The organism is Candidatus Egerieousia sp., assembly GCF_056211015.1.
This window is the reverse complement of sequence record NZ_JBAELF010000044.1, coordinates 1-23,596: the sequence shown is the minus strand read 5'-3', so window position 1 is coordinate 23,596 and position 23,596 is coordinate 1. Positions and strand designations below refer to the sequence as shown.

Annotated in this window: 26 protein-coding genes; 9 read left to right on the top strand and 17 right to left on the bottom strand. The window is 46.3% G+C overall.

What is annotated here, in order from left to right:
- The coding region (locus AC06L3_RS03575; RefSeq protein ID WP_475669250.1) for a hypothetical protein at nt 1-368 on the top strand (368 nt) is incomplete at its 5' end.
- A 158-nt stretch (nt 369-526) separates the two neighbouring features.
- On the opposite strand, the gene AC06L3_RS03570 is transcribed toward AC06L3_RS03575, so the two are convergent.
- The 3 genes from AC06L3_RS03570 to AC06L3_RS03560 form a co-directional block, all read right to left on the bottom strand.
- A complete protein-coding gene (locus AC06L3_RS03570; protein ID WP_475669249.1) occupies nt 527-730 on the bottom strand; it encodes a hypothetical protein in 204 nt (67 codons plus the stop codon).
- Nucleotides 731-809: 79 nt separating this feature from the next.
- Nucleotides 810-1,112, bottom strand: coding sequence for a type II toxin-antitoxin system RelE family toxin (locus tag AC06L3_RS03565; protein ID WP_475669248.1), 303 nt, complete (start codon nt 1,110-1,112; stop codon nt 810-812).
- Nucleotides 1,109-1,360, bottom strand: a complete 252-nt coding sequence (locus AC06L3_RS03560) for a hypothetical protein (RefSeq protein ID WP_475669247.1) — start codon at nt 1,358-1,360, stop codon at nt 1,109-1,111. Before AC06L3_RS03560 ends, AC06L3_RS03565 begins: the two co-directional genes overlap by 4 nt.
- A 262-nt stretch (nt 1,361-1,622) precedes the next feature.
- Between AC06L3_RS03560 and lepA the strand changes: the two genes are divergently transcribed.
- Nucleotides 1,623-3,431 (top strand): translation elongation factor 4, encoded by a 1,809-nt coding sequence (gene lepA, locus AC06L3_RS03555; RefSeq protein ID WP_475669246.1) that lies wholly within the window; start codon nt 1,623-1,625, stop codon nt 3,429-3,431.
- A 104-nt stretch (nt 3,432-3,535) separates the two neighbouring features.
- Here the strand turns inward: lepA and AC06L3_RS03550 are convergent, their stop codons facing one another.
- Nucleotides 3,536-5,689, bottom strand: coding sequence for an elongation factor G (locus AC06L3_RS03550; protein ID WP_475669245.1), 2,154 nt, complete (start codon nt 5,687-5,689; stop codon nt 3,536-3,538).
- A 160-nt stretch (nt 5,690-5,849) separates the two neighbouring features.
- Between AC06L3_RS03550 and AC06L3_RS03545 the strand changes: the two genes are divergently transcribed.
- Complete coding sequence (locus AC06L3_RS03545) at nt 5,850-6,725, top strand: Nif3-like dinuclear metal center hexameric protein (protein ID WP_475669244.1); 876 nt, start codon at nt 5,850-5,852, stop codon at nt 6,723-6,725.
- A gap of 94 nt (nt 6,726-6,819) precedes the next feature.
- Here AC06L3_RS03545 and AC06L3_RS03540 read toward each other — a convergent pair whose 3' ends face one another.
- The 10 genes from AC06L3_RS03540 to AC06L3_RS03495 form a co-directional block, all read right to left on the bottom strand.
- Nucleotides 6,820-7,518, bottom strand: a complete 699-nt coding sequence (locus tag AC06L3_RS03540) for a hypothetical protein (RefSeq protein ID WP_475669243.1) — start codon at nt 7,516-7,518, stop codon at nt 6,820-6,822.
- Between the two features lie 27 nt (nt 7,519-7,545).
- On the bottom strand, nt 7,546-8,046 hold the full coding sequence (locus tag AC06L3_RS03535) for a hypothetical protein (RefSeq protein WP_475669242.1): 501 nt from the start codon (nt 8,044-8,046) through the stop codon (nt 7,546-7,548).
- A gap of 32 nt (nt 8,047-8,078) precedes the next feature.
- Nucleotides 8,079-8,621, bottom strand: coding sequence for an RNA polymerase sigma factor (locus AC06L3_RS03530; protein WP_475669241.1), 543 nt, complete (start codon nt 8,619-8,621; stop codon nt 8,079-8,081).
- A gap of 24 nt (nt 8,622-8,645) precedes the next feature.
- Nucleotides 8,646-9,611: a transketolase family protein gene (locus tag AC06L3_RS03525; RefSeq protein WP_475669240.1), complete on the bottom strand. Its 966-nt coding sequence runs from the start codon at nt 9,609-9,611 to the stop codon at nt 8,646-8,648.
- A gap of 13 nt (nt 9,612-9,624) precedes the next feature.
- Nucleotides 9,625-10,488, bottom strand: coding sequence for a transketolase (locus AC06L3_RS03520; RefSeq protein WP_475669239.1), 864 nt, complete (start codon nt 10,486-10,488; stop codon nt 9,625-9,627).
- Between the two features lie 101 nt (nt 10,489-10,589).
- Nucleotides 10,590-11,837, bottom strand: coding sequence for a hypothetical protein (locus AC06L3_RS03515; protein ID WP_475669238.1), 1,248 nt, complete (start codon nt 11,835-11,837; stop codon nt 10,590-10,592).
- Between the two features lie 12 nt (nt 11,838-11,849).
- On the bottom strand, nt 11,850-12,359 hold the full coding sequence (locus AC06L3_RS03510) for a WG repeat-containing protein (protein ID WP_475669237.1): 510 nt from the start codon (nt 12,357-12,359) through the stop codon (nt 11,850-11,852).
- A gap of 27 nt (nt 12,360-12,386) precedes the next feature.
- Nucleotides 12,387-13,283, bottom strand: coding sequence for a hypothetical protein (locus AC06L3_RS03505; protein WP_475669236.1), 897 nt, complete (start codon nt 13,281-13,283; stop codon nt 12,387-12,389).
- 26 nt (nt 13,284-13,309) lie between these two features.
- Entirely contained in the window at nt 13,310-14,236 is a 927-nt protein-coding gene (locus AC06L3_RS03500) for a hypothetical protein (protein WP_475669235.1), read from the bottom strand.
- A 35-nt stretch (nt 14,237-14,271) separates the two neighbouring features.
- Entirely contained in the window at nt 14,272-15,180 is a 909-nt protein-coding gene (locus AC06L3_RS03495; RefSeq protein WP_475669234.1) for a DUF6175 family protein, read from the bottom strand.
- Nucleotides 15,181-15,364: 184 nt separating this feature from the next.
- Between AC06L3_RS03495 and AC06L3_RS03490 the strand changes: the two genes are divergently transcribed.
- Together AC06L3_RS03490 and AC06L3_RS03485 are read left to right on the top strand one after the other, a co-directional pair.
- Nucleotides 15,365-17,218: a tetratricopeptide repeat protein gene (locus AC06L3_RS03490; protein ID WP_475669233.1), complete on the top strand. Its 1,854-nt coding sequence runs from the start codon at nt 15,365-15,367 to the stop codon at nt 17,216-17,218.
- Complete coding sequence (locus AC06L3_RS03485) at nt 17,215-17,973, top strand: LytR/AlgR family response regulator transcription factor (RefSeq protein WP_475669232.1); 759 nt, start codon at nt 17,215-17,217, stop codon at nt 17,971-17,973. Before AC06L3_RS03490 ends, AC06L3_RS03485 begins: the two co-directional genes overlap by 4 nt.
- Here AC06L3_RS03485 and AC06L3_RS03480 read toward each other — a convergent pair.
- Entirely contained in the window at nt 17,968-18,426 is a 459-nt protein-coding gene (locus AC06L3_RS03480; protein WP_475669231.1) for a hypothetical protein, read from the bottom strand. The two genes, AC06L3_RS03485 and AC06L3_RS03480, sit on opposite strands and share 6 nt — an antisense overlap.
- A gap of 17 nt (nt 18,427-18,443) precedes the next feature.
- Nucleotides 18,444-18,968: a hypothetical protein gene (locus AC06L3_RS03475; RefSeq protein WP_475669230.1), complete on the bottom strand. Its 525-nt coding sequence runs from the start codon at nt 18,966-18,968 to the stop codon at nt 18,444-18,446.
- 157 nt (nt 18,969-19,125) lie between these two features.
- On the opposite strand from AC06L3_RS03475, the gene AC06L3_RS03470 reads away from it, so the two are divergent.
- The 3 genes from AC06L3_RS03470 to AC06L3_RS03460 all read left to right on the top strand — a co-directional run bounded on the left by AC06L3_RS03470 (nt 19,126) and on the right by AC06L3_RS03460 (nt 22,004).
- Nucleotides 19,126-20,529 carry a glycosyltransferase gene (locus tag AC06L3_RS03470; RefSeq protein ID WP_475669229.1) on the top strand — a complete coding sequence of 468 codons (1,404 nt, stop codon included), beginning with the start codon at nt 19,126-19,128 and terminating at the stop codon, nt 20,527-20,529.
- Nucleotides 20,530-20,676: 147 nt separating this feature from the next.
- Nucleotides 20,677-21,291, top strand: coding sequence for a ribonuclease HII (locus tag AC06L3_RS03465; protein ID WP_475669228.1), 615 nt, complete (start codon nt 20,677-20,679; stop codon nt 21,289-21,291).
- Nucleotides 21,292-21,383: 92 nt separating this feature from the next.
- Complete coding sequence (locus tag AC06L3_RS03460) at nt 21,384-22,004, top strand: DUF975 family protein (RefSeq protein WP_475669227.1); 621 nt, start codon at nt 21,384-21,386, stop codon at nt 22,002-22,004.
- 550 nt (nt 22,005-22,554) lie between these two features.
- Here the strand turns inward: AC06L3_RS03460 and AC06L3_RS03455 are convergent.
- Nucleotides 22,555-22,956: a hypothetical protein gene (locus AC06L3_RS03455; RefSeq protein WP_475669226.1), complete on the bottom strand. Its 402-nt coding sequence runs from the start codon at nt 22,954-22,956 to the stop codon at nt 22,555-22,557.
- 312 nt (nt 22,957-23,268) lie between these two features.
- Here AC06L3_RS03455 and AC06L3_RS03450 point away from each other — a divergent pair.
- A partial coding sequence (locus AC06L3_RS03450) for an AAA family ATPase (RefSeq protein WP_475669225.1) occupies nt 23,269-23,596 on the top strand: 328 nt, incomplete at its 3' end.

The window sequence follows — 23,596 nt, the reverse complement described above, 5'->3', positions numbered from 1 at the left end:
TGATTAGCCTGTTCTTTTTTCTCGGGCAACTGCTACCGCAGAAATCAATACCGGTCCTTATCCATCCATCAAAACACATCAATCAGTATTATTGCATCTCTTGGGTAATAATTATGTTTATTTCATATTTCTCGTTTAGCCCTGAGAAACTCTGTACTGATGTACAAGTGATCATTGCCTGGATTTGCATTTTGGCTGCAACGATACTGTCAGTAATCATATACTCAAAATATCTCAAGGAGAGAACTGAATCCTTCTTTGGAAAACACAGGGTACTCTGGACGGTTTTCGTGTGGGCAGCGTGCATAGCTTCATTCATACTGGCAATGTGCCTGTTCGATAAATATCCGAATTTTATGAACGCTTAAAAGTTTTGAAACGATTCAGCATCGACCTCAAAAAGGATATGCAAGAAAACTAAAATACCTCAAACGAATGAAACGTTTAGGCATTATTTCGCTGTTTTTTTGCGTCCGCCCTCGTTTTCAACGTAGGATGCGACAAAATCGAAAGCCCCGAACGGCGCTTATGAAGAAATATCCGGAGATATGGCATGAACAAGAAAGGACTTGTCGTGAATGCCAATGTGGTCTCGAAAATGGATTGGGGTGAGAAAGATCATACGGGCACTGATGAAAAGCTCCCTGAACTCAATGTCATCGTGGCTATCCGCCCCCTGTTGGACTATTGCGCCAATATCGGAGAGGCTCTGGATTACTTGCGTGCCCATAACATCACTCCTTTGCCATCTGGACAAATGAAGAAACTGAGTTGGTTATGGGAATGCAAACATGTAAGTCTTGCCAACTCTATTTGTCGTCCTCCCTCAGTTTCTCCTTGTATTTCTTGTCATAGGCTTCGCCTCTCGGGACAAGGTACTTGAAGAACACGCAGTCATCTATGATCTGGATATGGAAGATAAAGAATGCACGGAGGCTTCCGATGCGGATGCGGTAGACGCTGTCATAGCCGACCAGTTTTCTGCAGTCGGCGATCTCATCCAGGCATGACTCATTCCTGACCTCAAGGATTGTGTTCCTGACAGAATTCAGTGTCTTGCCCGACAACTTGCGGACTGATTTCTCAAAATCCTTCGAGTACTTCGTCTTCATAATCCCAGCCAGTTCACAAAGTCCTTTGACTCTACTTCGGAAAGCTCAACGTCTCCGTCGGGACGGACATTGCACAGGTACCGGTAAGTTGCCGCCTCGTTCATGTCCTCCACTTCCTTCTCCAGAATTTTCTCGATATAGTTCTTGAGGTTCGTGCCGGATGCGGCCGCCTTGATGGAAAGGAAGCGGTATACATCCTCACGGATGTCGATGTTCTTTCTTCTTGTCTGAACTGCAGCAGTATTCATAATTCGCAACTTATATGTTATATGCAAATGTAGATAATATATTTGATAATACAATATACTCAACAAGAATGTTATCGAGATATAGCAGATATACGATATATATCTAGTCAAGTCGTATTGATGCCATATATACAAAACCAAGGTTAAAAAACAGGCCTGTCACATAAGTGGTTGGCCTTTAATTTTTTGCTATGTACTATAATATGCTCCGTTTGAAATTTTGAACAAAAGGAATTATTTTTGCGTTCAGTTATTGTTTGGAATGAAAAATATAAGGAACTTTTGCATTATTGCGCACATAGATCACGGAAAGAGCACGCTTGCAGACCGTTTGCTTGAGGCCACAAATACGCTCAGCAGCAGGGAAATGGAGAATCAGGTGCTTGATTCCATGGATCTTGAGAAGGAGAAAGGCATTACAATCAAGAGCCACGCCATTCAGATGGTATATGACTACAAGGGTGGTGACGGCGAGGCTGAGGCCGGCAATTACACTCTGAACCTTCTTGACACTCCGGGTCATGTTGACTTCTCATACGAAGTTTCACGCGCAATTGCATCCTGCGAGGGAGCCCTTCTGGTTGTTGATGCAACCCAGGGCATTCAGGCACAGACAATTTCAAACCTGTATCTGGCTGTTGACCACAATCTTGAAATCATACCTGTTCTTAACAAGATAGACGTTGAGAGCGCAATGGTTGATGTTGTGAAGGATCAGGTGATAGAGCTTCTGGGATGCAAGGAGGAGGATATCCTGCTTGCCAGCGCAAAGACAGGTCAGGGCGTGCCGGAAATACTTGATGCAATCGTGGAGAGAATACCATCGCCGGTGGGAGATACTCAAGCTCCTCTGCAGGCTCTTATCTTTGATTCTGTATTCAATCCTTTCAGAGGTATAATTGCATATTTCAAGGTTAAGAACGGCTCCATAAAGAGCGGTGACAAGGTGAAGTTCTTCAATACCGGAAAGGAGTATGTTGCCGATGAGGTTGGTGTGCTTCAGATGAAGCTGGTTCCCCGCAAGGAAATAAGCACAGGTGATGTAGGTTATATCATTTCAGGTATAAAGTCTGCGGTTGAGGTCAAGGTTGGTGATACCATTACACATACCGATGCTTCCTGCGATGAGGCTATTGCCGGTTTCGAGGAAGTGAAACCTATGCTTTTTGCAGGAATGTATCCAATAGAAAGTGATGAATATGAAGACCTCAGGGCTTCGCTTGAGAAATTCCAGTTGAACGATGCCTCACTGGTGTTCGAACCTGAATCATCACTTGCTCTGGGTTTCGGGTTCAGGTGCGGATTCCTTGGTCTGCTCCACATGGAGATTGTTCAGGAACGTCTGTTCAGGGAGTTTGACATGGACTGCATTACAACAGTTCCTAATGTTTCATATAAAGTATATACGACCCAGGGCGATTGCCTTGATGTTCACAATCCGAGCGGCCTTCCTGAAATAACGCTCATAGACCATATAGACGAACCATATATTCGCGCGCAGATTATTTCCAAGAGTGATTTCTTCGGTCCTATAATGAAGCTCTGTCTGGACAAGCGCGGAACTCTTGTGAGCCAGCATTTCCTTAGCAGCGACCGTGTGGAATTGAACTATGACATGCCTCTTGCGGAGATTGTATTCGATTTCTATGACAAGCTCAAGTCAATCTCCAAGGGATATGCTTCCTTTGACTATCATATTATTGATTTCCGCAAATCGGATCTGGTCAAGCTCGACATTCTCCTCAACGGCGAGCAGGTTGATGCATTGAGCTCGTTGATTTTCCGCGGTCACGCATACGATTTCGGACGCAGGATGTGCGAGAAACTAAAGGAACTCATACCTCGCCAGCAGTTCGATATTGCAATCCAGGCCGCAATCGGTGCCAAGATAATTGCCCGCGAAACTGTGAAGGCAGTTCGCAAGGACGTTACAGCAAAATGTTACGGCGGCGATATCACCCGTAAACGCAAGCTTCTTGAGAAGCAGAAGAAAGGGAAACGCCGCATGCGTCAGGTAGGAAACGTGGAGGTTCCTCAGAGCGCCTTCATGGCAGTGCTCAAACTTGACTAGTTATATGCGTTAAATGTACAAAAACTCCCGCCTGAAAACCAATGATGGTATCTCAGGCGGGAGTTTTCGCTATTATCAAATGCTAATTCATTGATTATCAAAGACTACTCATCCTTCTCCTCTTCCTCGTAAGCCTTGAGCAGCTTATCCTGAACGTCTGCAGGAACCTGCTGATAGTCGGCAAACTTCATTGTGAAGGTTGCGCGGCCGCTTGTAAGAGAGCTCAGTGTTGTTGAGTATTTGTAGAGTTCTGCAAGTGGAACACGTGCCTTGAGGACCTCGAATCCCTTCTCGCTGCTCATTCCCTCGATGATTGCGCGGCGGTTCTGAAGATCGCTCATTACATCACCCATGCAGTCACCCGGAACCATGATCTCAACATTGTAGATAGGCTCCATGATCTTAGGAGCTGCTTTCTTGAAGGCCTCCTTGAAAGCGTTTCTACCTGCAAGACGGAATGCGAGCTCGTTTGAATCTACCGGGTGCATCTTACCATCGTAAACGTAAACCTTGATATCACGAGCGTAAGAACCTGTGAGAGGGCCCTCTGTAATCTTGTCCATGATACCCTTGAGGATAGCAGGCATGAAACGTGCATCAATTGCACCACCAACTATACAGTTGTAGTATTCGAGCTTGCCGCCCCACTCGAGTGGATACTCTTCCTTACCCTTGATGTTAGGAATGAGCTCGAAGTTGTCAACTTTGAACTTGGTAGCCTGTGGAGCACCCTCTACGTAAGGCTCAATGAGAAGGTGAACCTCACCGAACTGACCTGCACCACCTGACTGTTTCTTGTGTCTGTAGTCTGCTCTTGCAACCTTGGTGATTGTCTCTCTGTATGGAATCTTTGGAGCAAAGAGCTCAACCTCAATCTTATGGGTGTTTGTAAGATGCCATTTGAGAATATTGATATGATGCTCGCCCTGTCCGCTGAGGATGGTCTGCTTCAATTCCTTTGAATATTCTACAATGATGGTAGGGTCCTCTGCCGAGAACTTGTTGAGGATTTCACCGAGTTTCTCCGCATCCTTCTCATCTTTTGGCTTGATTGCTGTTCTGAACTTAGGCTCTGGGAACTGGGTTGGTTTGAACACCCACTCGTTGCCAGGAGCATTGAGAGTCTGGCCTGACTTCACACTCTTGAGCTTCACTGTGCAGGCAATGTCACCTGCAAGAACCTCAGTAAGTTTCTCCCTCTTCTTTCCTGCTGCTGCGTAGAGTGCTGTGATTCTCTCCTTTGCACCGGTCTCAGGGTTTACTACGTCCATTCCCTCAGTAACCTTGCCGCTCATTACCTTGAAGTATGAAACATCGCCAAGGTGCTGCTCCTGCATTGTCTTGTAAACGTAGATTGATGCAGGACCGTTGGCATCAACCTTGACCATTGTGCCGTCCTTGAGCTCGTTCTCCTCTAGATCAGGAGTGATGCCGATGTTGATTGCAAACTCCATGATTCTCTTCACACCAATGTCCTTCTTTGCGGAGAGACAGAATACAGGGAGGATATCGCCCTTGAGCATACCTATCTTCAAACCTGCTCTGATCTCATCCTCTGAAAGGCTGCCGTTCTCAAAGAAAGTCTCCATAAGGTTCTCATCGTTCTCAGCTGCCATTTCAATGAGCTGCTGCTGGAGATCAGCCGCCTCATCGGCCTGGTCTGCAGGAATGTCAAGCTCCTCGCGTGTACCGTTCTCGTCTGTGAAGTGGTATTTCTTCATCTTGAGAACATCAATGAATGAATCGAATGATGCACCTGGATTCTCAGGGAACTGAACGAGAACAACCTTGCTTCCGAATGCCTGCTTGAGTGAATCAACTGTTGCATGCCAGTCAGCCTTCTCGCTGTCGAGCTGGTTCACACCTATTATGAGTGGTTTCCTGCTGTTTGCAGCGTGACGTGCAAAGATCTCTGTTCCAACTTCAACACCCTGTGTGGAGTTCACCAGAAGGATTCCCAGTTCAGCTACTGAGAATGCTGAGAATACACCACCTACGAAATCATCGGAGCCCGGAGTGTCTATAATGTTGAATTTATTGTCCTTGAACTCTGAATAGAGAAGTGTTGAATAAATGGAGCGCTGATAGATCTGCTCAATCTCGGTATTATCCGAAACTGTAGTCTTTGCCTCAATGCTGCCCCTTCTGTCAATGACCTTACCTTCGAACATCATTGTTTCAGCCAACGTTGTCTTACCGGACTTGGAACTGCCCAACAGGACAACGTTCCTCACATTTTGGGTGTTGTAATTTTTCATATCTGTATGTTATTATAAATAATCTTCAATTCTGCATTTTAACTCAAAACTTTCAAATTTATGAACTTTTTATTGAAATTACAACCAATGATTATATGTAACTTTGTCAAACGGGCAATTTGCTTGAAAAATCACATATTCACATATAATTTAACACAATATGACAATAAGGGATATAGCAGGCGCTCTGGAGGCTTTCGCCCCGCTTGAACTTCAGGAGGATTTTGACAACGCAGGCGTTCAGGTGGCAGTTAACAGCTGTCCGGATGCGCTGGATGCACAACTTACAGGCGTGCTCGTCTGCCTTGACATAACAGAACAGGTGATTGACCAGGCCATTGAGAAGAACTGCAACATGGTTGTTTCACACCATCCTCTCATCTTCCAGCCCCTGAAGCGTGTCTGCGGCCGGACCTACCAGCAGCGATGCGTGGCAAAGGCTATACTCGCCGGCATTACATTGTATTCAGCACATACCAACCTTGACAATGCCAAAGGAGGCGTGAACCATATAATTGCCTCTATGCTGGGCTTGAACAATCTCCAGTGGCTTGAACCGCACTCGGTTGTTCTGGCATCTTCCACCAGCGATAGTCCTGCAAAAGTGGAAGGTGGCAGCGGAGTCATAGGGGAACTACCTGCTCCAATGACCGCCATGCAGCTTCTGCTGAGCCTGAAGACGCTGTTCAAGGTGGATGCACTCTTCAACAATTGCAGGGGGAACTCCCCTTTTGCCGAGCCGAAGGCTGTATGTGGAACCATCGCTGTAGAAAAGGAAATAAGGAAAGTGGCTCTGTGTGGTGGTGCAGGGGCCTTTCTTATGGGTAAGGCAAGGGAAATGGGGGCAGATGCCTTCATAACCGGTGAAATACATTATCACGATTACTTTGGGCAGGACATGCTTCTGGTTGAGATGGGGCATTATCAGAGCGAGCAGTACACCCAGGAGCTGCTCATGAAAATAATACTCAAGAATTTCCCTGAAGCCCGTGTGATAAAGACAAGCCTCAACACAAATCCTATTGTTTCATTATAGAACTTACGGACAGACAGCAAAAATCAGACACGGCCCGGATCTTTTCGGAATCCGGACCGTGTCCTTTCAACAAACCTATCGAACCTTATGACAATTAATGTTTCTTCAAGCCTTTGATGAGGAATGAACGGAACTTCTCCTCTATGCTGAAAATCTTTGCAGCCTTTGATACAGGAAGCACGTTCTTGAACTTAGGATAGTAGTTTGCAAGAATAACCTTCTCCTGTTCCTGTGCCTTGATATATTTCTGAGCAAGCTCGTCTATCTCCTTCTCGGTGGCAGGCTTCACTTCCTGGCCACTCCTGACGTTTGCTTTTCCGTCCTTGCATCCGGCATCATTGGCACACGCTGCCTTCTGATATGAACGGATTGCCTTCTTGAGAGCCTTGAGAGCCTTCATTGATTCCGCATGCGCAGCGCACTGAGCCTTGCTGTATTCGTTGTAAACAGGCCAGAACTTTTCAGCCTCCGTTGTGGAGAGGTCAAGCTCCTTTGTAAAGAAAGCTATCTTCTGACTCATTATCTGATTGAAATCAGGAGCTCCCTTTTTCACGGATTTCTGCCCCGGCTTTGCCTGCCTTGCATGCTGGCCATCGTGTGAGCCTCTCCTCTGATCGAATGCAAAACGCTTTCCATTCCTGTTTCCGCACTGCAAGGAATCATCATTGCCGTATGAAACAGCAACTGTGCCGGTAGTATCGGTAACCCCTGCCTGAATGCAATCACTCTCCTGCGACCAGGAATATGACGCACAGAATATTGCCGCTATTATTAATGTTACAAACTTTTTCATGACTTTTCACTTTAGTAAATCAAAACACTATTCTGCATAGGCTATTGAATAGATGGAGAGATCAGAATCAAGAAGGTACTGCTCAATAGGTGAAATCTCCTCATCCGTATCGGATGTTTCATCAGCATCCTCATCGAAAAATATTTCATCCTGACCGGAAGCGGTGATTCCGGTGAATGTTGTATCATATTCATCCGGCGATAAAGCCACCACTCTCTCCGAGCCCGCTGTTGCGGCCTTCTTTGTGATTTCCATAACTCCATATCCGAGAGCCAGTATCAAGGCAAAAGATGCGGCAAGGGAAGCCGTACTTCTGAATATGTGTTTCCAGGCAATTCCCTTGGCTCCCTTTGAAGCACCGCCGGCAATCCCGGCCTTCTGTACGGCTTCATCCACGGAAATTCCCTCACCGCCGTTTATCCTTGCCCACAGAGAATCTTCCAAAGATTCAAAGTATCCGGCAGGTGTTCCGAACGGATTGGATTTCATGTCCTCTCTTTCCAATATGTCCCTGTTATCAGAATTCATTTGCTACTTTGACAAGTCTAAGTTCAAAAGGTTTAATCATTTGTCTCAAGAGCTTCCTTAATCTTCATATATGCATGATGATACGATGCCTTGAGCGCACCAACAGAAGTATCAGTGATGCTTGCTATCTGCTCGTAGGACATCTGCTTGAAATACCTCATTGAGAAGACAGCCCTCTGCTTTGCAGGAAGAGCAAGCACCAGTTTGCAGAGCTTTTTCTGCAAGTCATTGCCATTGAAGTAAGGATCCGCCTCCAACCTGGCCGATAGTATATTCTCATAATCTGTCATGGAGAAATGCGCCCTTGCTTCGGCCGCCTTGAGGAAATTCAGGCTTTCGTTGGTTGCTATCCTGTACATCCAGGTATAAAGTGAAGACTCCCATCTGAAGCCCGGAAGATTGTTCCAGGCCTTGATGAGAGTCATCTGCAATATGTCATTGGTGTCCTCGTGCGAAGCCACCATTGTTCGTATATGCCAGTAAAGCTGCTCACTGTACTGCGCAACCAGCATGCTGAACGCCTTTTCGCATTCGCCAGCCAGATACAAGTCCCTTATGTGAGCATCCTTATCCATTGCACGGTCTTGTGTTTCTATTGATTATTTCCTTGAAATCACTTTTTCAGCTGCTTCAACTATATGTTCGGCATCGAGACCGTAGGCCTTCATAAGCTGTGAAGGTGTACCGCTCTGACCGAAAGTATCGTTGATGGCAACAATCTCCATTGGTACCAGCATATTCTGTGCCAGAATTGCAGCAACGCTCTCACCAAGACCTCCTGCAACGAAATGTTCCTCTGCGCTTACAATGCATCCGCTCTTTGCTATGCTGGCAAGAATGGCCTCCTTGTCAAGCGGCTTTATTGTATGAATGTTCAGAACCTCGGCCTTCACGCCTTTCTCCTCAAGCATTGCGGCGGCCTGAATTGCCTCCCATACGAGATGGCCGGTGGCAACTATGGTTACATCACACTCGCCTGCCTTACGCTCAACCATTACCTGTGCCTTGCCTATTTCAAACTTCTGGTCCTCCTCCGTGAAGTTAGGAACAGAAGGACGTCCGAACCTGATGTAAACAGGACCGTTCCAGGCAGCTGCGGCCTTTGTTGCGGCCTTTGTCTGGTTATAGTCACAAGGTGAAAGAACAACCATATTAGGGAGCATCTTCATAAGACCGATGTCCTCAAGAATCTGATGAGTGGCGCCATCCTCGCCCAAAGTGATGCCGGCGTGTGAAGCGGCAATCTTCACGTTTGTGTTTGAATATGCAACGCTTGCCCTTATCTGGTCATACACCCTGCCTGTTGCAAAGGCAGCGAAACTTCCTGCAAATGGAATCCTGCCATTCAATGAAAGGCCTGCAGCAACGTCAATCATATTGGCTTCGGCAATGCCGCACTGGAAGAAACGCTCAGGGAATTCCTTCTTGAAAGCGTCCATTTTCACTGAACCTGTGAGGTCTGCGCAAAGAGCAACAACGTTCCCGTTCTCACGTCCTGCCTCAAGCAAACCTGCACCAAAACCACTTCTGGTATCTTTTTTACCTTTATCTGTATATTGTGTCATAATTCCCGAATTTTTAATAATCCCCTAAAGTTTCCTTAAGCTGTGCCAGTGCCTGCTCCGCCTGCTCGGGTTTCGGAGCCTTGCCGTGCCATGCACAGGTGCCTTCCATGAAATCAACGCCCTTGCCCATACAGGTTTTTGCAAGAATCATGATTGGCTTGCCGGCGCCGAGCGCTGCCTTTGCCTTGGCCAGAGTTTCAAGTACTGAAGTGATACAGTTGCCATCGCAGGTGAAGACTGACCATCCGAAAGCCTCCCATTTTGCTTTGAGATCTCCAATACCGCCTACCACAGAGGCCTCGCCATCAATCTGCTGGTTGTTCCAGTCAGTGATTGCTATGAGGTTGTCAACCTTGTGGTTGGCTGCGAACATAGCTGCCTCCCAGACCTGGCCTTCTTCTGATTCACCATCGCCAAGCAGGGTATAAACAATCTTGCTGTCTTTGTTGAGTTTCTTTGAAAGAGCGGCTCCTGTTGCCACGCTCAGGCCCTGTCCAAGAGAACCTGAAGCCATGTAAACGCCTGGAAGTCCGTGCTCAACTGAAGGGTGGCCCTGAAGCCTTGAACCGAACTGACGAAGTGTTGCGAGCTCGCTAACAGGAAAATATCCGCGTCTTGCCAGCGCTGTGTAAAGTACAGGAGCCAGATGGCCTGCGCTGAGGAAGAACATGTCCTCGCCATTGCCGTTGCGGGTCCAGTTCTTTGGGTCAATGTCCATAACGTTGAAGAAGAGCGATGCAACAATGTCCGTACTGCTCATGCTGCCGCCCGGATGTCCGCTCTGAGCAGATGTTACCATCCTGATGATATCACGCCTCATCTGGCTGGCAACCAGGCCAAGTTCCTGCTCGTCAAGCTTTTTGTTTATATTTATCATATAACTGAGAATTAATGGTGTAAAAAGTTGATGTCTTTGCAAAGGTAGCCAACGCAAGGCAGATTTGCAAAGACATCCGAACCACTGTCCCCAGTCTTATGTCATTTCATTTCACGGACCAGCATTCCAGGCAGAACATCCGATCCTGAAACAATCTTGAATGTAGAATATGTAAGCCCTGCATTGTCGGCCTCCTCCTCCACCGCATACGATCTGTTGTCCCAGATCCGGTTGTCAACCGGAGCCAGAGTGGCAACCCTTCTATATGAGAGCTTGCCGTTGGAATCCTCTTTCCTTTCGAGCACCTCGAACCTGGAGGATGGAGTGAGACCTTCTTTCAGGCCTATATGAAGTTTCACACTGTCACCTTCCACTTCATATACACTGCAGCTGACCTTGAATACGGGAAATTTCCTGCGCAACTGTACAATGTTCTCATCAATTGCGCGTGAGAGAACTTTCTTGAACACATCGGAAGGTTCCTTAAGACCTTTGAGAATGGTCTTGCCGCTCCTGGCTTCATAATCTCCCAGATACTCCAGCTTGAAAAGGTTCTTCTCCTTGCCGTATGCAAGCCTTTTCTGAACATTGACAGATGTTGAATCAAAATAATACTGTCCGTAGAAATTGCCGGCAATCTCATTGTCCCACTTGAGTTTGTACAAATAGGAGTGAATCCTTACGGTAAAACCGGCAATCTGGTCAGTTATCACACTTCCCAATCCTGTTGTGGCTCCTATAATTGCAGAATTGATACTCTCACTTCTGCTGCCGCTGAAGGCGGATACCGTTGTTGCGGTAAGAGAGGCCACTTCCAGAACGGCGGCAAACACATTCGCCTTTCCTGATTTATCAATATAATCTATGTCATTGATGATAACAAAGGTGTTGCCAATAAGGTTCTCCCCTGCGTCTTCAAGCATAGCCGTTCCCCGTGCTGTACGGTTGGCCAGATTCACGTCCTCAACACTGGCATTGTAACTTCCTCTTTGGCGGATAAGGTCCATATTGAACGCACCGTTGAGCTTGTTTCTGTTGAACCATTTGGAAACCAATCTTCTGGCAACCTGATTCTTCTCCAGAAAAACAGCCATTCTCTCAGGGAAATCCTTGGCATCGGTATCACCTCGTGATATGACGGCCCTCAGGCTCAGGTTATGGTCATTATACCTTTCTGGTGGCTGGAGAGTAACCATTGTTTCCAAAATGTTGGAATAGAACTCCGTTCCGGGATGAAGGACAGAAATGGAATAAAGGGAACTCCTGTTATAGTCTTCAACAGAACTCTGGGCATTGCACTCCAGAAGAAATGATGCCAGCAATATTGCAATGAATATTATTCTCTTCATAACTTGAGTTCTTTAATAATCCCACAATTTTTCAGGAATGACATCTTCCATGGTAAATGCCAATTTGGTTGCGGAAACAAGTATTTTCCCTTTCTGGTTCAACCATACCCCTCTCATATTGGGCTGATACATCCAGCTTATTATTTCAGAACCGGGTCTGTATATGAAATGCGTGACACCGAATTTCTCAGGAGCCAGCTGGAAAATGCAACGTCCTATCTCCTTTCCCTGAATATTCACAAGGCCAAGAGCCCCTAGCTTATTCTGCACTATTGCAACACCATTATAGAATGGATATACCCGGGCATATTTCGTCTTTGTCAACACTTGCCCCTGAGAATTCACAAGTGAATAGAGAGAGTCCTCTGCTTGTGCCCAATACACGCCGTTTTCAAACTCTATGGAAGCAATTCTCAGTTTCGGTTCTGCAGTTTCCGCTGTTTGCAGGGAGTCCTGACAAAAGCCGGAGGCCGGAAGAAGAAGGGGGAAAAGCAACAATGACAGGAGGAGCCTGCTTTTCATATTCATTAGAATCCGCATCATATAAGGCTATTCGGCAAAGCAGGACCAGAAATTATCCGGATGGGTCTGAGGTATTTCAATACCCAGCTGATTGTCCTTCAAAGCTTTCTGCACCTGTTTGTTGAGCTTCTTTATATCCTTTACCATTGTATAGCCTTCGGGAAGAACGAAGTTCTGCGGATCAATATTGCCTTCCTCCCACTGGGTGGTACGTTTTGACAAATCCTGAACTCCTGTACTTTCAGCGGTTTCCACATATATTGACGGATAGAAAGACTTGCCATCCGGAGTGACCATCAGCATCTGCCCTGCAACAGGGAATCTCTCCACTTTCTGTCCCTGATACACCACTATGTTCTCCGGCAATGATTCTTCTGTAACGGGTGCTGCCACGAAATTCTCCATTACCAGGAATCCGTTCAACTCTGTAATCTCAACACCTTCAGGAACAGGTTTTGTTGCAATAAACTGTGCTACAGGACTTGGCGTTGGAGTGTCAATAGCGTACTCAAGATAAAGTTTAAGCTGAGGGAATGCTACTATCTGATTGCCCGCCCTGTAATCCTGTATGATTATTCTTCCAACATGAGGAGCAAAGAACGCCACACGGTTGTTGCTTATATCATATTTGCCGAAAACGGTGTAGTCTCCATCGGGGTAGCTGGTTATATACCTCTGCTCCTGCATTCTCTTGAAGGTTTTCTTATAAATTGAAATTGCAGACTTCCTAACAAGAGCTTTTGTCAAAGGATTTATTATGTGCTGCTGCTTTATGGCCTTCTCCGCCGCCTGTTTCACAGTTGCAATTCCGGTTTCCATGTCTTCGTTGTTCTTTACGCTTCCTTCCTCGGTAAGAAGCCACTGCTGAGCGAATGCCATTGTTGACAATGATACCAACAAGAGCGATAAAATGATTCTTTTCATATTCAGAAGTTTAAATAAAATTATACTCATTTGACAATCAGATTTGTAGTGCTTTCTTTCTGTCCGTTTCCGTAAGCCACTCCTATGGCCTTGAGCGTTTCAAGCAATTTTCCCTTCATTTCAACATTGTCCTTGTATTTCTCACGCTGTTCGAAAAGCTTGTCGGAGGCAACGTTCTCTCCTATTTCATTGAGCAGTCTGACAGCCTTGGGATGTGCCTGTGACTCCGGATCCACATTGGAAAGCAGATATGCCGCTTCAAGTGCGGCTTCCTCTGTCTGTGAGCTCAACCATATTGCATTTGCAGCATTGAACAGCTTTTCATTCAGCCTGTTCATATTCTTTTTGTACAGCTCAATGCAATAGTCCATCATCCTGTCATAGCACTGTGCACAGCTTGGAGTGGAAGCAAGCAGGGCAATGGCCTGATCTTCCTTATGCATTGCAGAAAGCTTTCCAGCCTCCTTCATTATGTTATCGGCCTGCGAATCATAATAAGATATTATCCTCTGCCTTCCATTCCTGAGCAGGGATGCTATTCTGCCATTGCCGGTTTTCAGATATGAAAATGCATTCATCAGGCTCTTGTCGGCATTGTTGCCTATTCCTGTAAGCTCCATATATTCTGAAGCGAAACGCTTGTTCGTATTGCTCTCCGTTATGAAGAAAGTGAGGCCCAAATTGGAAACGTACTGCTTTGGAGGACCTGGAAGGACGTTGATATCCGTCTGATCAACCTTTACGCAAAGCGTGAAAGGGGTGTACTGACCCGATGCAGTCATCCCCTCGCTCGAAGCAAGGCTGTTTATCCTGTTCAGCAGTGCATTGGCCGACTGGTCCGACATTTCAATGTTGCTTACGTCCAGCAATACCGCAAGCGGAAATTCACATTCCTGAGCTGACATGTTCAGCGAACATATCATTGCAATGATAAAAGGAAGCAATCTTTTCATAAATCCCCATTATTTATCTGTTGTAATACGGCCGTCTACTCTCCTATTACCAGCAAAAAACGGCCAAGACCGCGGTTGTAGAGTTTTGACTTTATTTTGTGAACGGTCCGCAGGTGATTCATGAGTTCGCGCCCGAATCCGTATGCATCCTGCGCCAAACCGTTGACCTTGTACAAAGGAATCATCACCTGTTCGAACTGCATGTGGCTTTCGGTGGCATCGCTAAGGCTGAAACAATGCTCCACGGTGTTCTGTGCAACAAAATCCTCTATTATTTCCGATAGCGTTATACCATTGTATACATCATCCAGCGAGCCTGTTCCGCCATTGTCAAACAAGCTTACATCAAAGGCTATTTCTCTTCCGTTCACAAGCATGTTTTCAAAGAATGCTGTGAGCTGCGAACAGAAACTGTCTATATTGTCATTGACAGCCTCCTCAAGCATTACAGCTATATTGGCGGAGAAACTCTGAGGGCCGGTTCCCTGCGATCCTGCCACCTGTTTGTTGGTATAGGCATCCAAGGCCCTTATGATATAGGAGATGCTGTACTTGGGCCCTGTAACGTTCAATGTCCAGTCCACCTCCAGAATTATATCAGCTCTGGCCACCCTCCTTATCCTGTCCAGAGGGGTTTCCAGAATATTGTTTCCCGTACTTGAGGAACGGATGAGAGCATCCTCCACCGAACTGGACTGAATGGATCTCATTGTCTGCTGCAGATCCTTGAGAGGAAAGCCTCGGTCTGCCATGAGCGTATTGACCGCTGCTATTACATTGTTCAGATGCTTGTCACTCTGCAATGCAAGCCTGTAATCCGGAGTCCGCTCTGTTTCACCCATATTGTCATGAATATCTACATAATTGTGCTCAACGCACCATGCCTCGCTTGGCATGACCATTATGGTAGGTTTCTTTGCCTGTGCAAACGAGTTCACCCCCACAAGGGATAGAAAGAGACAAAAAGTAATTGTTAAAACTTGTAATCTTGACATATTAACCGAATCTTCTATTCTTTATTCAAATTTATCCCAATAATTTTTCAAGGTCAATCAAATGTACATAAGTGGTTGAAACTTATACATAATTGGTAAAGTATTGCATTGTAATTATTCGTATTTTTGAAACATGAAGTCAACACTCATCGCAATCTTAGCTATACTTTCATTATCTGCTTGCAGCAGAAGTTCCTACAGCGCCAGGAATCTGGAACCCTGGTATGACATTCTCAAGGAATGCAAGGAACATTACTTCAGGATGGAACTTGATTCAAGTGCGTTGAAATGCGCCTTGGTGGAGGAATTCTGCATCAATAACGAACTGGAACAAGGCGTGCCTGCGCTGCATGCCGAGGTGGAGAACTTCAAGGGTGCGCTCTCCCAGGAAATGAACAACAGGGAAGAATCGGCACAGCACTACAGGAATGCTTACAGATTTGAAATGTCCACGGACAAAAGGTTGAACGCTGTGCGCTACTGTATCAACCTTGCAGATGTGCTGCGCCAGATGGGGTGCGCTCCTGAAGCGGCGCAATGGCTGCAGCGCGCTGTTTCACTAGCAGATTCCCTCAACCTGCATGATATGGACTGTGCTGTTCTGACCCAACTGGGGCAGGTATATACCGACATAGGGAACTATCACCAGTCAGACAAATACTTCCAAAAAGCTGAGGAAATATGCCCGGCGGGCACTGTTGATGAGATTTTTCTGGCCAATGCAAGATGCAATTCATACTACACAAGGCAGGAATATCCTCAGGCATTGGAACAAAGCCGCCGCGTTGCAAGAATTGCAAAAGAGACAGATGACAGGATGAATCAGAAGATTGCAGAAATAAATCTCGGTGATTTATATCTTGCCATGGACAATCTTGATTCGGCGCAGGTATATATCAACTCATCGGTGGAGTTCTGGAATTCAACTCCGGGCATTGACGATGCCATCCTGTTTTATGTGAATGCATTGAAAGCTGGCCTGCTTATCAAGCAGGGTGATACCGGATCTGCAATGCAGATGCTGAACAAAAAATACGACCGTTCCAGAATAGGCCCTATTTATCTGAACTTCTACAACAGGTTGATGATGAACCTGAGCACTAAGACAGGTGACTGGAAATCCGCATACGAATACGGGAGGAAACTGTATTCATATAAAGACTCCCTGTTCAAGAACACTCTTGAAATGAACTTTTCAGAAGCTGAAGCCCGTTTCAGCAGAGATACAACGCTTCTGCACCAGCAGATAAGGCTTGAACGTCAGACCAGAACCATTTCCAAACTCCATACCGGCCTTGTGGGTCTTGCAGCGCTTGCCGCATTCGCAGCAATGATTTTCCACATAAGAAGGAAAAGAATGAAACTCAGATACATTGAAGAACTTTCAATGCTCCGGCTTGAGAACCTTCGCAAACTCATATCGCCGCACAGCATCTTCAATGCCATATATGCCACCCATATGGAAAGTTCCATACTGATGCCTCTGATGAGAATACTCAGAAGCAGCGTGGACTATGCCGGACAGATTGGCATTTCACTTGAAAAGGAGATACAGAATGCAAATGACATTGCACTCCTGCGCAAATCTCTTGGAGGCAACAATATTTCATTTGAAACAGCAGTGGATGCAGAAGTTGATGTAAATCACCTTGTTCCCATAAGTTCTGTGTCTCTCTTTGTTGAGAATGCTTACAAACATGCCTTTGTAAATGGAACGGATAATGGTGCGGTTCGCGTTCACATAGGCAGCTCCAATGAAGTCATTCATATTGAAGTAAGCGACAACGGATGCGGTTTCTGCACAGACGGGACCAGTGGCAGGAATGAAGCGTTCGCCTGCTCCGGAACAGGTCTGAGAAACTTCAGGCACACTCTTGATATCCTCAATACTTTCAATGAACACAAGGCCTCTATGGAGATACGGAGCTCCTCCTCAGGCACAACGGTAAAAGTGTCAATTCCAAACAATTATAGAATGCATATATGAAACGGATAAAAGCAGCTATAATAGACGACCAGCTGGCATGCATCAATACATTGGCCAATGACTTGAAGGCATACGACTTCATTGATGTGACGCTGTGCGAAACATCACCTGTGAAGGCAATGGAGAAGATTCTTGAAGATTGCCCTGACCTTATATTCATTGACGTTCAGATGCCTCAAATGTCAGGACTGGAATTTGTCAAGCAACTGCATGGAAGAGTGAATCCATCCCTGAGAACAGTCTTTTTCAGTGCGTACGACAAATATATACTCGACGCTCTGCGCCTTTCGGCCTTTGACTATCTGGTGAAACCATATACAAAAGAGGAACTTGACGCCGTAATTGAAAGGATAGTGGATACAAGAGATATTGATTCGATACTGCTGTGGAACTCATTGAGTTCTCTTTTAGATGCCACGAAAAGGGTTGCGCTCGAAACCAATCTGTCCATCAAATATGTTCACATCAATGAAATCGTGCTTTTCTCATACGACTCCAGGAACAGAAAGTGGACAGCATTGCTTTCGGATTCCTCTTCCTGCAGGCTGAGCAACTCCATAACATCCTCGGATATATTGAGAATAAGTTCCGTTTTCACCAAGCTCACACCCGATAAAATAGTAAATCTGGAATTCGTTTCTGCAATCGAACCTAAAACAATGGTCTGCATACTGAAGCAGCCATTCGGCCATTTGAGACCGGTGGTGTCGCGCAGGTCAATGAAAATCCTCAGGGAAAAATGCTCAACCCTATAATCTTCTCTCAAGCATATCCTTGAGTTCACTTCTGAGGACCCTTACAATAACGGTACATTCACATCCGTTTTCAGTCTTTACCCTCTTGATTGAACTACGCTTGCTGTCTTCCATTGAAACATAGTTACGGTACTCGCCGCCATCCTTGAAGAAAGCGTTGAAAAATGATTCGTGAACTTCATAGGCGTTTGCCTGATTCAGCAATGGACGGGTATAAGACCCCTTACCTTCATGGACTCCATTGAATATGACTATCCAAACGGCATTCTTCTTAGCCTGCTCAATGGCATCCGCTCTGTTTTTGCCCACACCAACAACCTGAATGGTCTGGGAACCGTCCAGTTCCATTCCCATTGAAACGGCCCTTGCCTCCTTGCCTTTGAGCATTGAGTTCTGGCAGAAGCCGGTGAAAGAACAGGACAGGAACAACAGTAATAAAAACAAATGTTTCATAAACCGCATATTGAATGTTATAGTATTTCAGACATTTTTTTCAGGATGCCATCATCTTCAAGATGCTTTCTCAACAAGGCTTTGTAAACCTCAACCACAGCCTCAATCCTGTATCCACCCCTGACCTTTGTTGAAACAACCGTGCCCGGGACAATTTCTGCGAATCCGGAAAAACTCTCATTCCTGAAATCAAAGAACTGCTTGAAATAATCTTCATGGAACTCCGAGTCCTCCTGCGATATCATAGGCTTCTGAGCCTTTACACCATTGACAGAAGCGTAGCCTTTGAACAGAATGCCGTGAACGGCAGCCGCAAGACAATATTTCATTTCCCGCTTCCTGCATCTGACAGATACTTTCACAAGCGCTTTCCCCTGCTTGCCAATACTCTCTGCATTGATTTCATATTCAACATCCTTCAATGCAACGCCATATTGCGCAGCTTCGGTCTCATGGAAACAATTGCTTGCAAATGGAACTCCCTCACCGGCAGGCTGCAGATTGAAAAGAAACGAAAGACAGACAATAAATAATGTATTCATATTTCAAATTTATCCCTTAATTTCCTTAACCTGCAAAATTTTGCACAATCGGTTGTTTTTAGCGTGTATGTGGTCGTTCATAATGATTCCCTACATACTATGTCCGGTTTTTCAAATTATTGGACAGGTTCTCAACAGGATTTAGTAGCTTTGCAATATGGCAGACGTTGTATTATTTACAAATACTTTCCCGTACGGTGTTGGGGAAACTTTTCTGGAAGACGAGATTCCATTGCTCTCGGAAGCTTTTGACAGGGTCATAGTGTATCCTCTGCACATGCCGGACAATCCTATAAGCAACGGTTATTCAAGAGGAGACCGCATTGCCCCGTACAATTTTGAAGTGAGGCCGCCGCTTCTTGGCTTTGACAACAAGAACCGTTGGAAAATGCTCTCAAGAGGCCTTTTCTGCATGAGCTGGCCAAGAGGCTTCTCCTATGAACTGTTACGCATATTCAGGAACTTCTTTTCTGGAAACAGTTATGCTTCCGCAAAAAATTCAAATGAAACATCTGAACTTGTAACTGAACAGCAAGGCTTTTTCCGTAAACACAAAAAGAGGTTCAAGGAATTGCGCAACAGTCTGTGGATATTTGCAAATTACACGCTGCTGCTGCGGGCTATGCTGGCCAACAGGAAGGCGCTGCGTGCAATAAGGGCCGACCTTGACCGTGTGGCATATTTCTACTGGGGTGACAAGAGCGCAATGCTCATTCCGTATCTGAAACAGTCGGTTGCACCTGGCAGCACTAAATTCGTTGCCCGCTTTCATGGCAGTGACCTTTATGAAAACGCAAAGGGTTTCCTTCCTTACAGAAGAAAGATATTCAAGTCATTGGATTACGCCATTGCAATATCGCAGAACGGTGCGGAATACATACGCAGCAATTATTCACAATGGCTGCATTCACAGGATGCCTTGAAGATATTCCCTCTTGGCAGCATGAATCCAATGCCTGTGCCAATCATGCAGCATACACGCAAATTCCGGATAATGAGCTGCTCCAACGTCATTCCTCTCAAAAGAGTGGGAATGATAGCGGAAGCCCTGCAGCAGCTTGGCAAGAACATGAGCACACTGCTTGAACTGAGCTCACAGAGCATCAACGGCATAGAATGGGTGCATTTCGGTGACGGTCCGCTGCTGGGCGAAGTAAAGAGCAAGTGCAACGGCCTTCCATCGTTCATGAAAGTCATATTCATGGGACAGCAGCCGCACGAGAACGTCATGGACTATTATGTGCGCAACCGCGTTGACCTGCTGGTGCAGGTTTCCACCTCAGAGGGCGTGCCGGTTTCAATAATGGAAGCCATGAGTTTCGGAACACCGGTTGTTGCAACCAATGTTGGCGGCGTGAGTGAAATCGTGAACAATACCAACGGAACATTGCTCGACAGGAATCTCAGCGTGAAGAACCTGGCCGATGCCATATACTCATACCTCAACATGGATGAAGCCACCACGGATGTCAAGAGGCAGGCGGCGTTCAGCACATGGCAGGAGCATTGGAACGGTGCCAGCAATTACGCTGCTTTTGCTGAATTCTTAAAAGGCCTTTAATGCCCTCCCTTTTGGTTTAATTGGGGCAAGCCCCAAACCCCCTTGTCCCAAGCCGCTCCCGGGCTATACCAAACTTGCAAGCAAGTTTGCGCCCTCCGCGGGGCCGTTGATACGGCCTTATTAAGAAAATAAGATTATTAACGAAATATGAAAAAAGCTGTTGCATTGCTTAATTATATGAAAGAGGAAGTGGTGGAGGCGGGATGCGATGAGGCGGGAAGAGGACCGCTGGCCGGCCCGGTGTATGCCGCCGCGGTGATTCTGCCAAAGGACTTCCACCATCCCCTGCTCAACGATTCAAAGAAACTTTCAGCAAAGCAAAGGGAGCTTCTGCGCCCTGTTATTGAAGAGCAGGCCCTTGACTGGTGCGTGGCAAGCGTAAGTGCACAGGAGATTGACAGGATGAACATTCTGCGCGCCTCCATACACGCAATGCATCTTGCAATAGCAGGCCTGAAGAAACTCACTCCGGAGCACCTGCTTGTTGACGGCAACCGCTTCTATGCATACCCCGGCATTCCCCACACCTGCATTGTTGGGGGAGACGGCAAATACACAGCGATAGCCGCAGCGTCCGTGCTTGCCAAGACCCATCGTGATGAATACATGCTCAGGATAGCCACCGAATACCCGCAATATGCCTGGGAAAAGAACATGGCCTATCCAACAAAGGAGCACAGGGAGGCCATAAGGAAATACGGCCCGAGCCCCTATCACAGAATGAGCTTCCGCCTGCTTGACGATGACCCCAAGCTCTTCTGACTGATCAATTTCCATCTTTGAACTTGCATTGTCAAAACGAATTTTTTATATTTGATGCCAACCATTCAAGCAACTTATAATAATTCTAGTATATGAAAACAAATCAGGAACTCAAGAATTCAGCCCTTCAGGCTCTGTCAGGACATTGGAAACCAAGTGTATTGGCCACACTGTTATTGTTTGTCATAATGGGCATAGCCAACATCTGCCAAGCACAATTTGACCAAGGGGCCAATGGGTTGGGCAGTTTGTTCTCCCTCGCCTATTGCATTTTTGTTACGGGTCCGCTAATCATTGGATTCTACAATGCATGTCAACGTCTTCTGAATGAGCATCAGGACAGTGTAATTGAAAACATGTTTTCAATTGCCTTCAACAGGTACTTGCACAACGTTGCCCTGTATGCCCTTTTGGCATTGAAAATCTTCTTGTGGACACTTCTGCTCATTATTCCGGGAATCATAAAGTCATTGTCATACAGCATGGCGCCGTTCATTGCAATAGAGCATCCAGAATATTCCGTAAGCGAGGCCATCAATGCAAGCAAAGCCATGATGAAAGGGCACAAGATGAGACTCTTCCTGCTTTGCTTGAGTTTCATAGGCTGGATGATTCTGGGCCTGCTCACATTGGGAATAGGATACTTGTGGCTGATGCCTTATATGTACACCACAGTTGCCGCCTTCTACAACAATATCAAAGCGCAGGAGTAATCCGCCCGGAGTGGTGCCTGAATGGCAATCTCATCCCAATTTTTCTTAATCAGCGCTAACTTTGCTTCGCATTGATAGGCTGCAAATCAGCAGCGTTTCAGAGTGAGGCGGACGTATGAATCTGCGAACAAGAAAAACACCTGTCCATGCAAGTCTGTCAAGAATGCTCTGTGACAGCGGACACTTGGACAGGTCTCACCCGAATGGTCACACCTGTCCACTAAGACCTTGCGGGAATGCTCTCAGGCAGGGTTCACATGGACAGGTGTTTTTCGGGCAGTGAAGGTAGTGATGTTCAGCGTGAACTATCCGTTAAACCAAAAATCACCGTCCACGTTTATTGGCCTTGAATGGTCTTGTGAGGCTGATTGGCGTGGAGGGTGAGGCAAAATTGCCTCATCGTCCACGCTCACCATCGCCAGAGTGTGGTGTGCTGCATTCAGGTGTGGACGATGATTTTCGGTTTAGTTTCACTGATTTTGCTTCGCATTGACCGCCATGCCTCAGTGGAGGCCCGGCGGAATGGCGCCGCCCGAAAGGACGGCGAAAATCAAACGGCCACGCAACAGGCGCATGGCTTGCCGCTTTGTGGCTGACGCCACTTAGCGGCATTATTATGCTTCGCATTGATAGGCTGCGCCTCAGCATAGCAAACGTCAAGGTGAAGTGTGTCCCTGCTGTGTATGTAGCCCAGTGCGCCGGCAATCTCCCTTATGTACCTCAAGGCTTCCGATTCGCTCAGCCTGCCCCTGTCGTTCACAAGGCTCTGGAGCGAGCCGCCGTCCCTGTTGCAGTGCTCCTTCATGTAGAACTCCTTCACCGCAACCTTGCGGCCAAGACTAACCTGCTCCGCCTCGTACGTGATCCCGAAGCCGCCCTGGCCCAACGTCCTCTCTATCCTGTATGCACCGTTGTTCAGGTACATCCCGCTTTTCAATTCAGTCTCTGACATATATCTTTATGTTTTAAATTTCGCCTTCTTGGAAATTCCGTAATCAATGAACAACCAGCGGCTTTAATCATGGTACATCCTACTACAACACCGTTCATTGATTTCTTAAAACAAAGGTAACTCACATTCCATCAACAAGCAACAAAGACAGTCCCTTATTTGACAAAAGGGCCGGATTAGTTGACGAAATTTTCAACTTTTCTCTATTTTGAACTTGCCTGAGATAAAAGAGAGATTATGTGCAGGAACCATTCATTTGCAATTCAAAACGCTTTTAATTATATTCGCAAAATTGGAAACAGGAGAGCAGTTATGGAAAAAGCCAAGAGATACAGGGAGCCTTGGGAGTTCCCAACCGATACGGACAGTTTCGAGACCATAGTCCAGACCGGAAGAGTGTATGTAGACAAGACTGATTTGATATACAGGATGACCCGCAGCCAGTGCGTGTTCCTCAGCCGTCCGCGCAGGTTCGGCAAGTCACTGCTCTGCTCAACGCTCAAGGCGTATTTTCTTGGGAAAAAGGAGCTCTTCAAGGGACTGGCAATGGAGATGCTTGAGAAGGAATGGGTGAAATATCCGGTGTTCCATTTCAATATGAGTGCGATGAAGAACAAGACACCTGAGCAGATGCGCAACG

Bases quoted from the DNA above. Each gene is read 5' to 3' on its own strand.
- AC06L3_RS03570 (WP_475669249.1), bottom strand. From the start codon at position 730: ATGGGCACGCAAGTAATCCAGAGCCTCTCCGATATTGGCGCAATAGTC.
- AC06L3_RS03565 (WP_475669248.1), bottom strand. From the start codon at position 1,112: ATGAAGACGAAGTACTCGAAGGATTTTGAGAAATCAGTCCGCAAGTTG.
- AC06L3_RS03560 (WP_475669247.1), bottom strand. From the start codon at position 1,360: ATGAATACTGCTGCAGTTCAGACAAGAAGAAAGAACATCGACATCCGT.
- lepA (WP_475669246.1), top strand. From the start codon at position 1,623: ATGAAAAATATAAGGAACTTTTGCATTATTGCGCACATAGATCACGGA.
- AC06L3_RS03550 (WP_475669245.1), bottom strand. From the start codon at position 5,689: ATGAAAAATTACAACACCCAAAATGTGAGGAACGTTGTCCTGTTGGGC.
- AC06L3_RS03545 (WP_475669244.1), top strand. From the start codon at position 5,850: ATGACAATAAGGGATATAGCAGGCGCTCTGGAGGCTTTCGCCCCGCTT.
- AC06L3_RS03540 (WP_475669243.1), bottom strand. From the start codon at position 7,518: ATGAAAAAGTTTGTAACATTAATAATAGCGGCAATATTCTGTGCGTCA.
- AC06L3_RS03535 (WP_475669242.1), bottom strand. From the start codon at position 8,046: ATGAATTCTGATAACAGGGACATATTGGAAAGAGAGGACATGAAATCC.
- AC06L3_RS03530 (WP_475669241.1), bottom strand. From the start codon at position 8,621: ATGGATAAGGATGCTCACATAAGGGACTTGTATCTGGCTGGCGAATGC.
- AC06L3_RS03525 (WP_475669240.1), bottom strand. From the start codon at position 9,611: ATGACACAATATACAGATAAAGGTAAAAAAGATACCAGAAGTGGTTTT.
- AC06L3_RS03520 (WP_475669239.1), bottom strand. From the start codon at position 10,488: ATGATAAATATAAACAAAAAGCTTGACGAGCAGGAACTTGGCCTGGTT.
- AC06L3_RS03515 (WP_475669238.1), bottom strand. From the start codon at position 11,837: ATGAAGAGAATAATATTCATTGCAATATTGCTGGCATCATTTCTTCTG.
- AC06L3_RS03510 (WP_475669237.1), bottom strand. From the start codon at position 12,359: ATGAAAAGCAGGCTCCTCCTGTCATTGTTGCTTTTCCCCCTTCTTCTT.
- AC06L3_RS03505 (WP_475669236.1), bottom strand. From the start codon at position 13,283: ATGAAAAGAATCATTTTATCGCTCTTGTTGGTATCATTGTCAACAATG.
- AC06L3_RS03500 (WP_475669235.1), bottom strand. From the start codon at position 14,236: ATGAAAAGATTGCTTCCTTTTATCATTGCAATGATATGTTCGCTGAAC.
- AC06L3_RS03490 (WP_475669233.1), top strand. From the start codon at position 15,365: ATGAAGTCAACACTCATCGCAATCTTAGCTATACTTTCATTATCTGCT.
- AC06L3_RS03485 (WP_475669232.1), top strand. From the start codon at position 17,215: ATGAAACGGATAAAAGCAGCTATAATAGACGACCAGCTGGCATGCATC.
- AC06L3_RS03480 (WP_475669231.1), bottom strand. From the start codon at position 18,426: ATGAAACATTTGTTTTTATTACTGTTGTTCCTGTCCTGTTCTTTCACC.
- AC06L3_RS03475 (WP_475669230.1), bottom strand. From the start codon at position 18,968: ATGAATACATTATTTATTGTCTGTCTTTCGTTTCTTTTCAATCTGCAG.
- AC06L3_RS03470 (WP_475669229.1), top strand. From the start codon at position 19,126: ATGGCAGACGTTGTATTATTTACAAATACTTTCCCGTACGGTGTTGGG.
- AC06L3_RS03465 (WP_475669228.1), top strand. From the start codon at position 20,677: ATGAAAAAAGCTGTTGCATTGCTTAATTATATGAAAGAGGAAGTGGTG.
- AC06L3_RS03460 (WP_475669227.1), top strand. From the start codon at position 21,384: ATGAAAACAAATCAGGAACTCAAGAATTCAGCCCTTCAGGCTCTGTCA.
- AC06L3_RS03455 (WP_475669226.1), bottom strand. From the start codon at position 22,956: ATGTCAGAGACTGAATTGAAAAGCGGGATGTACCTGAACAACGGTGCA.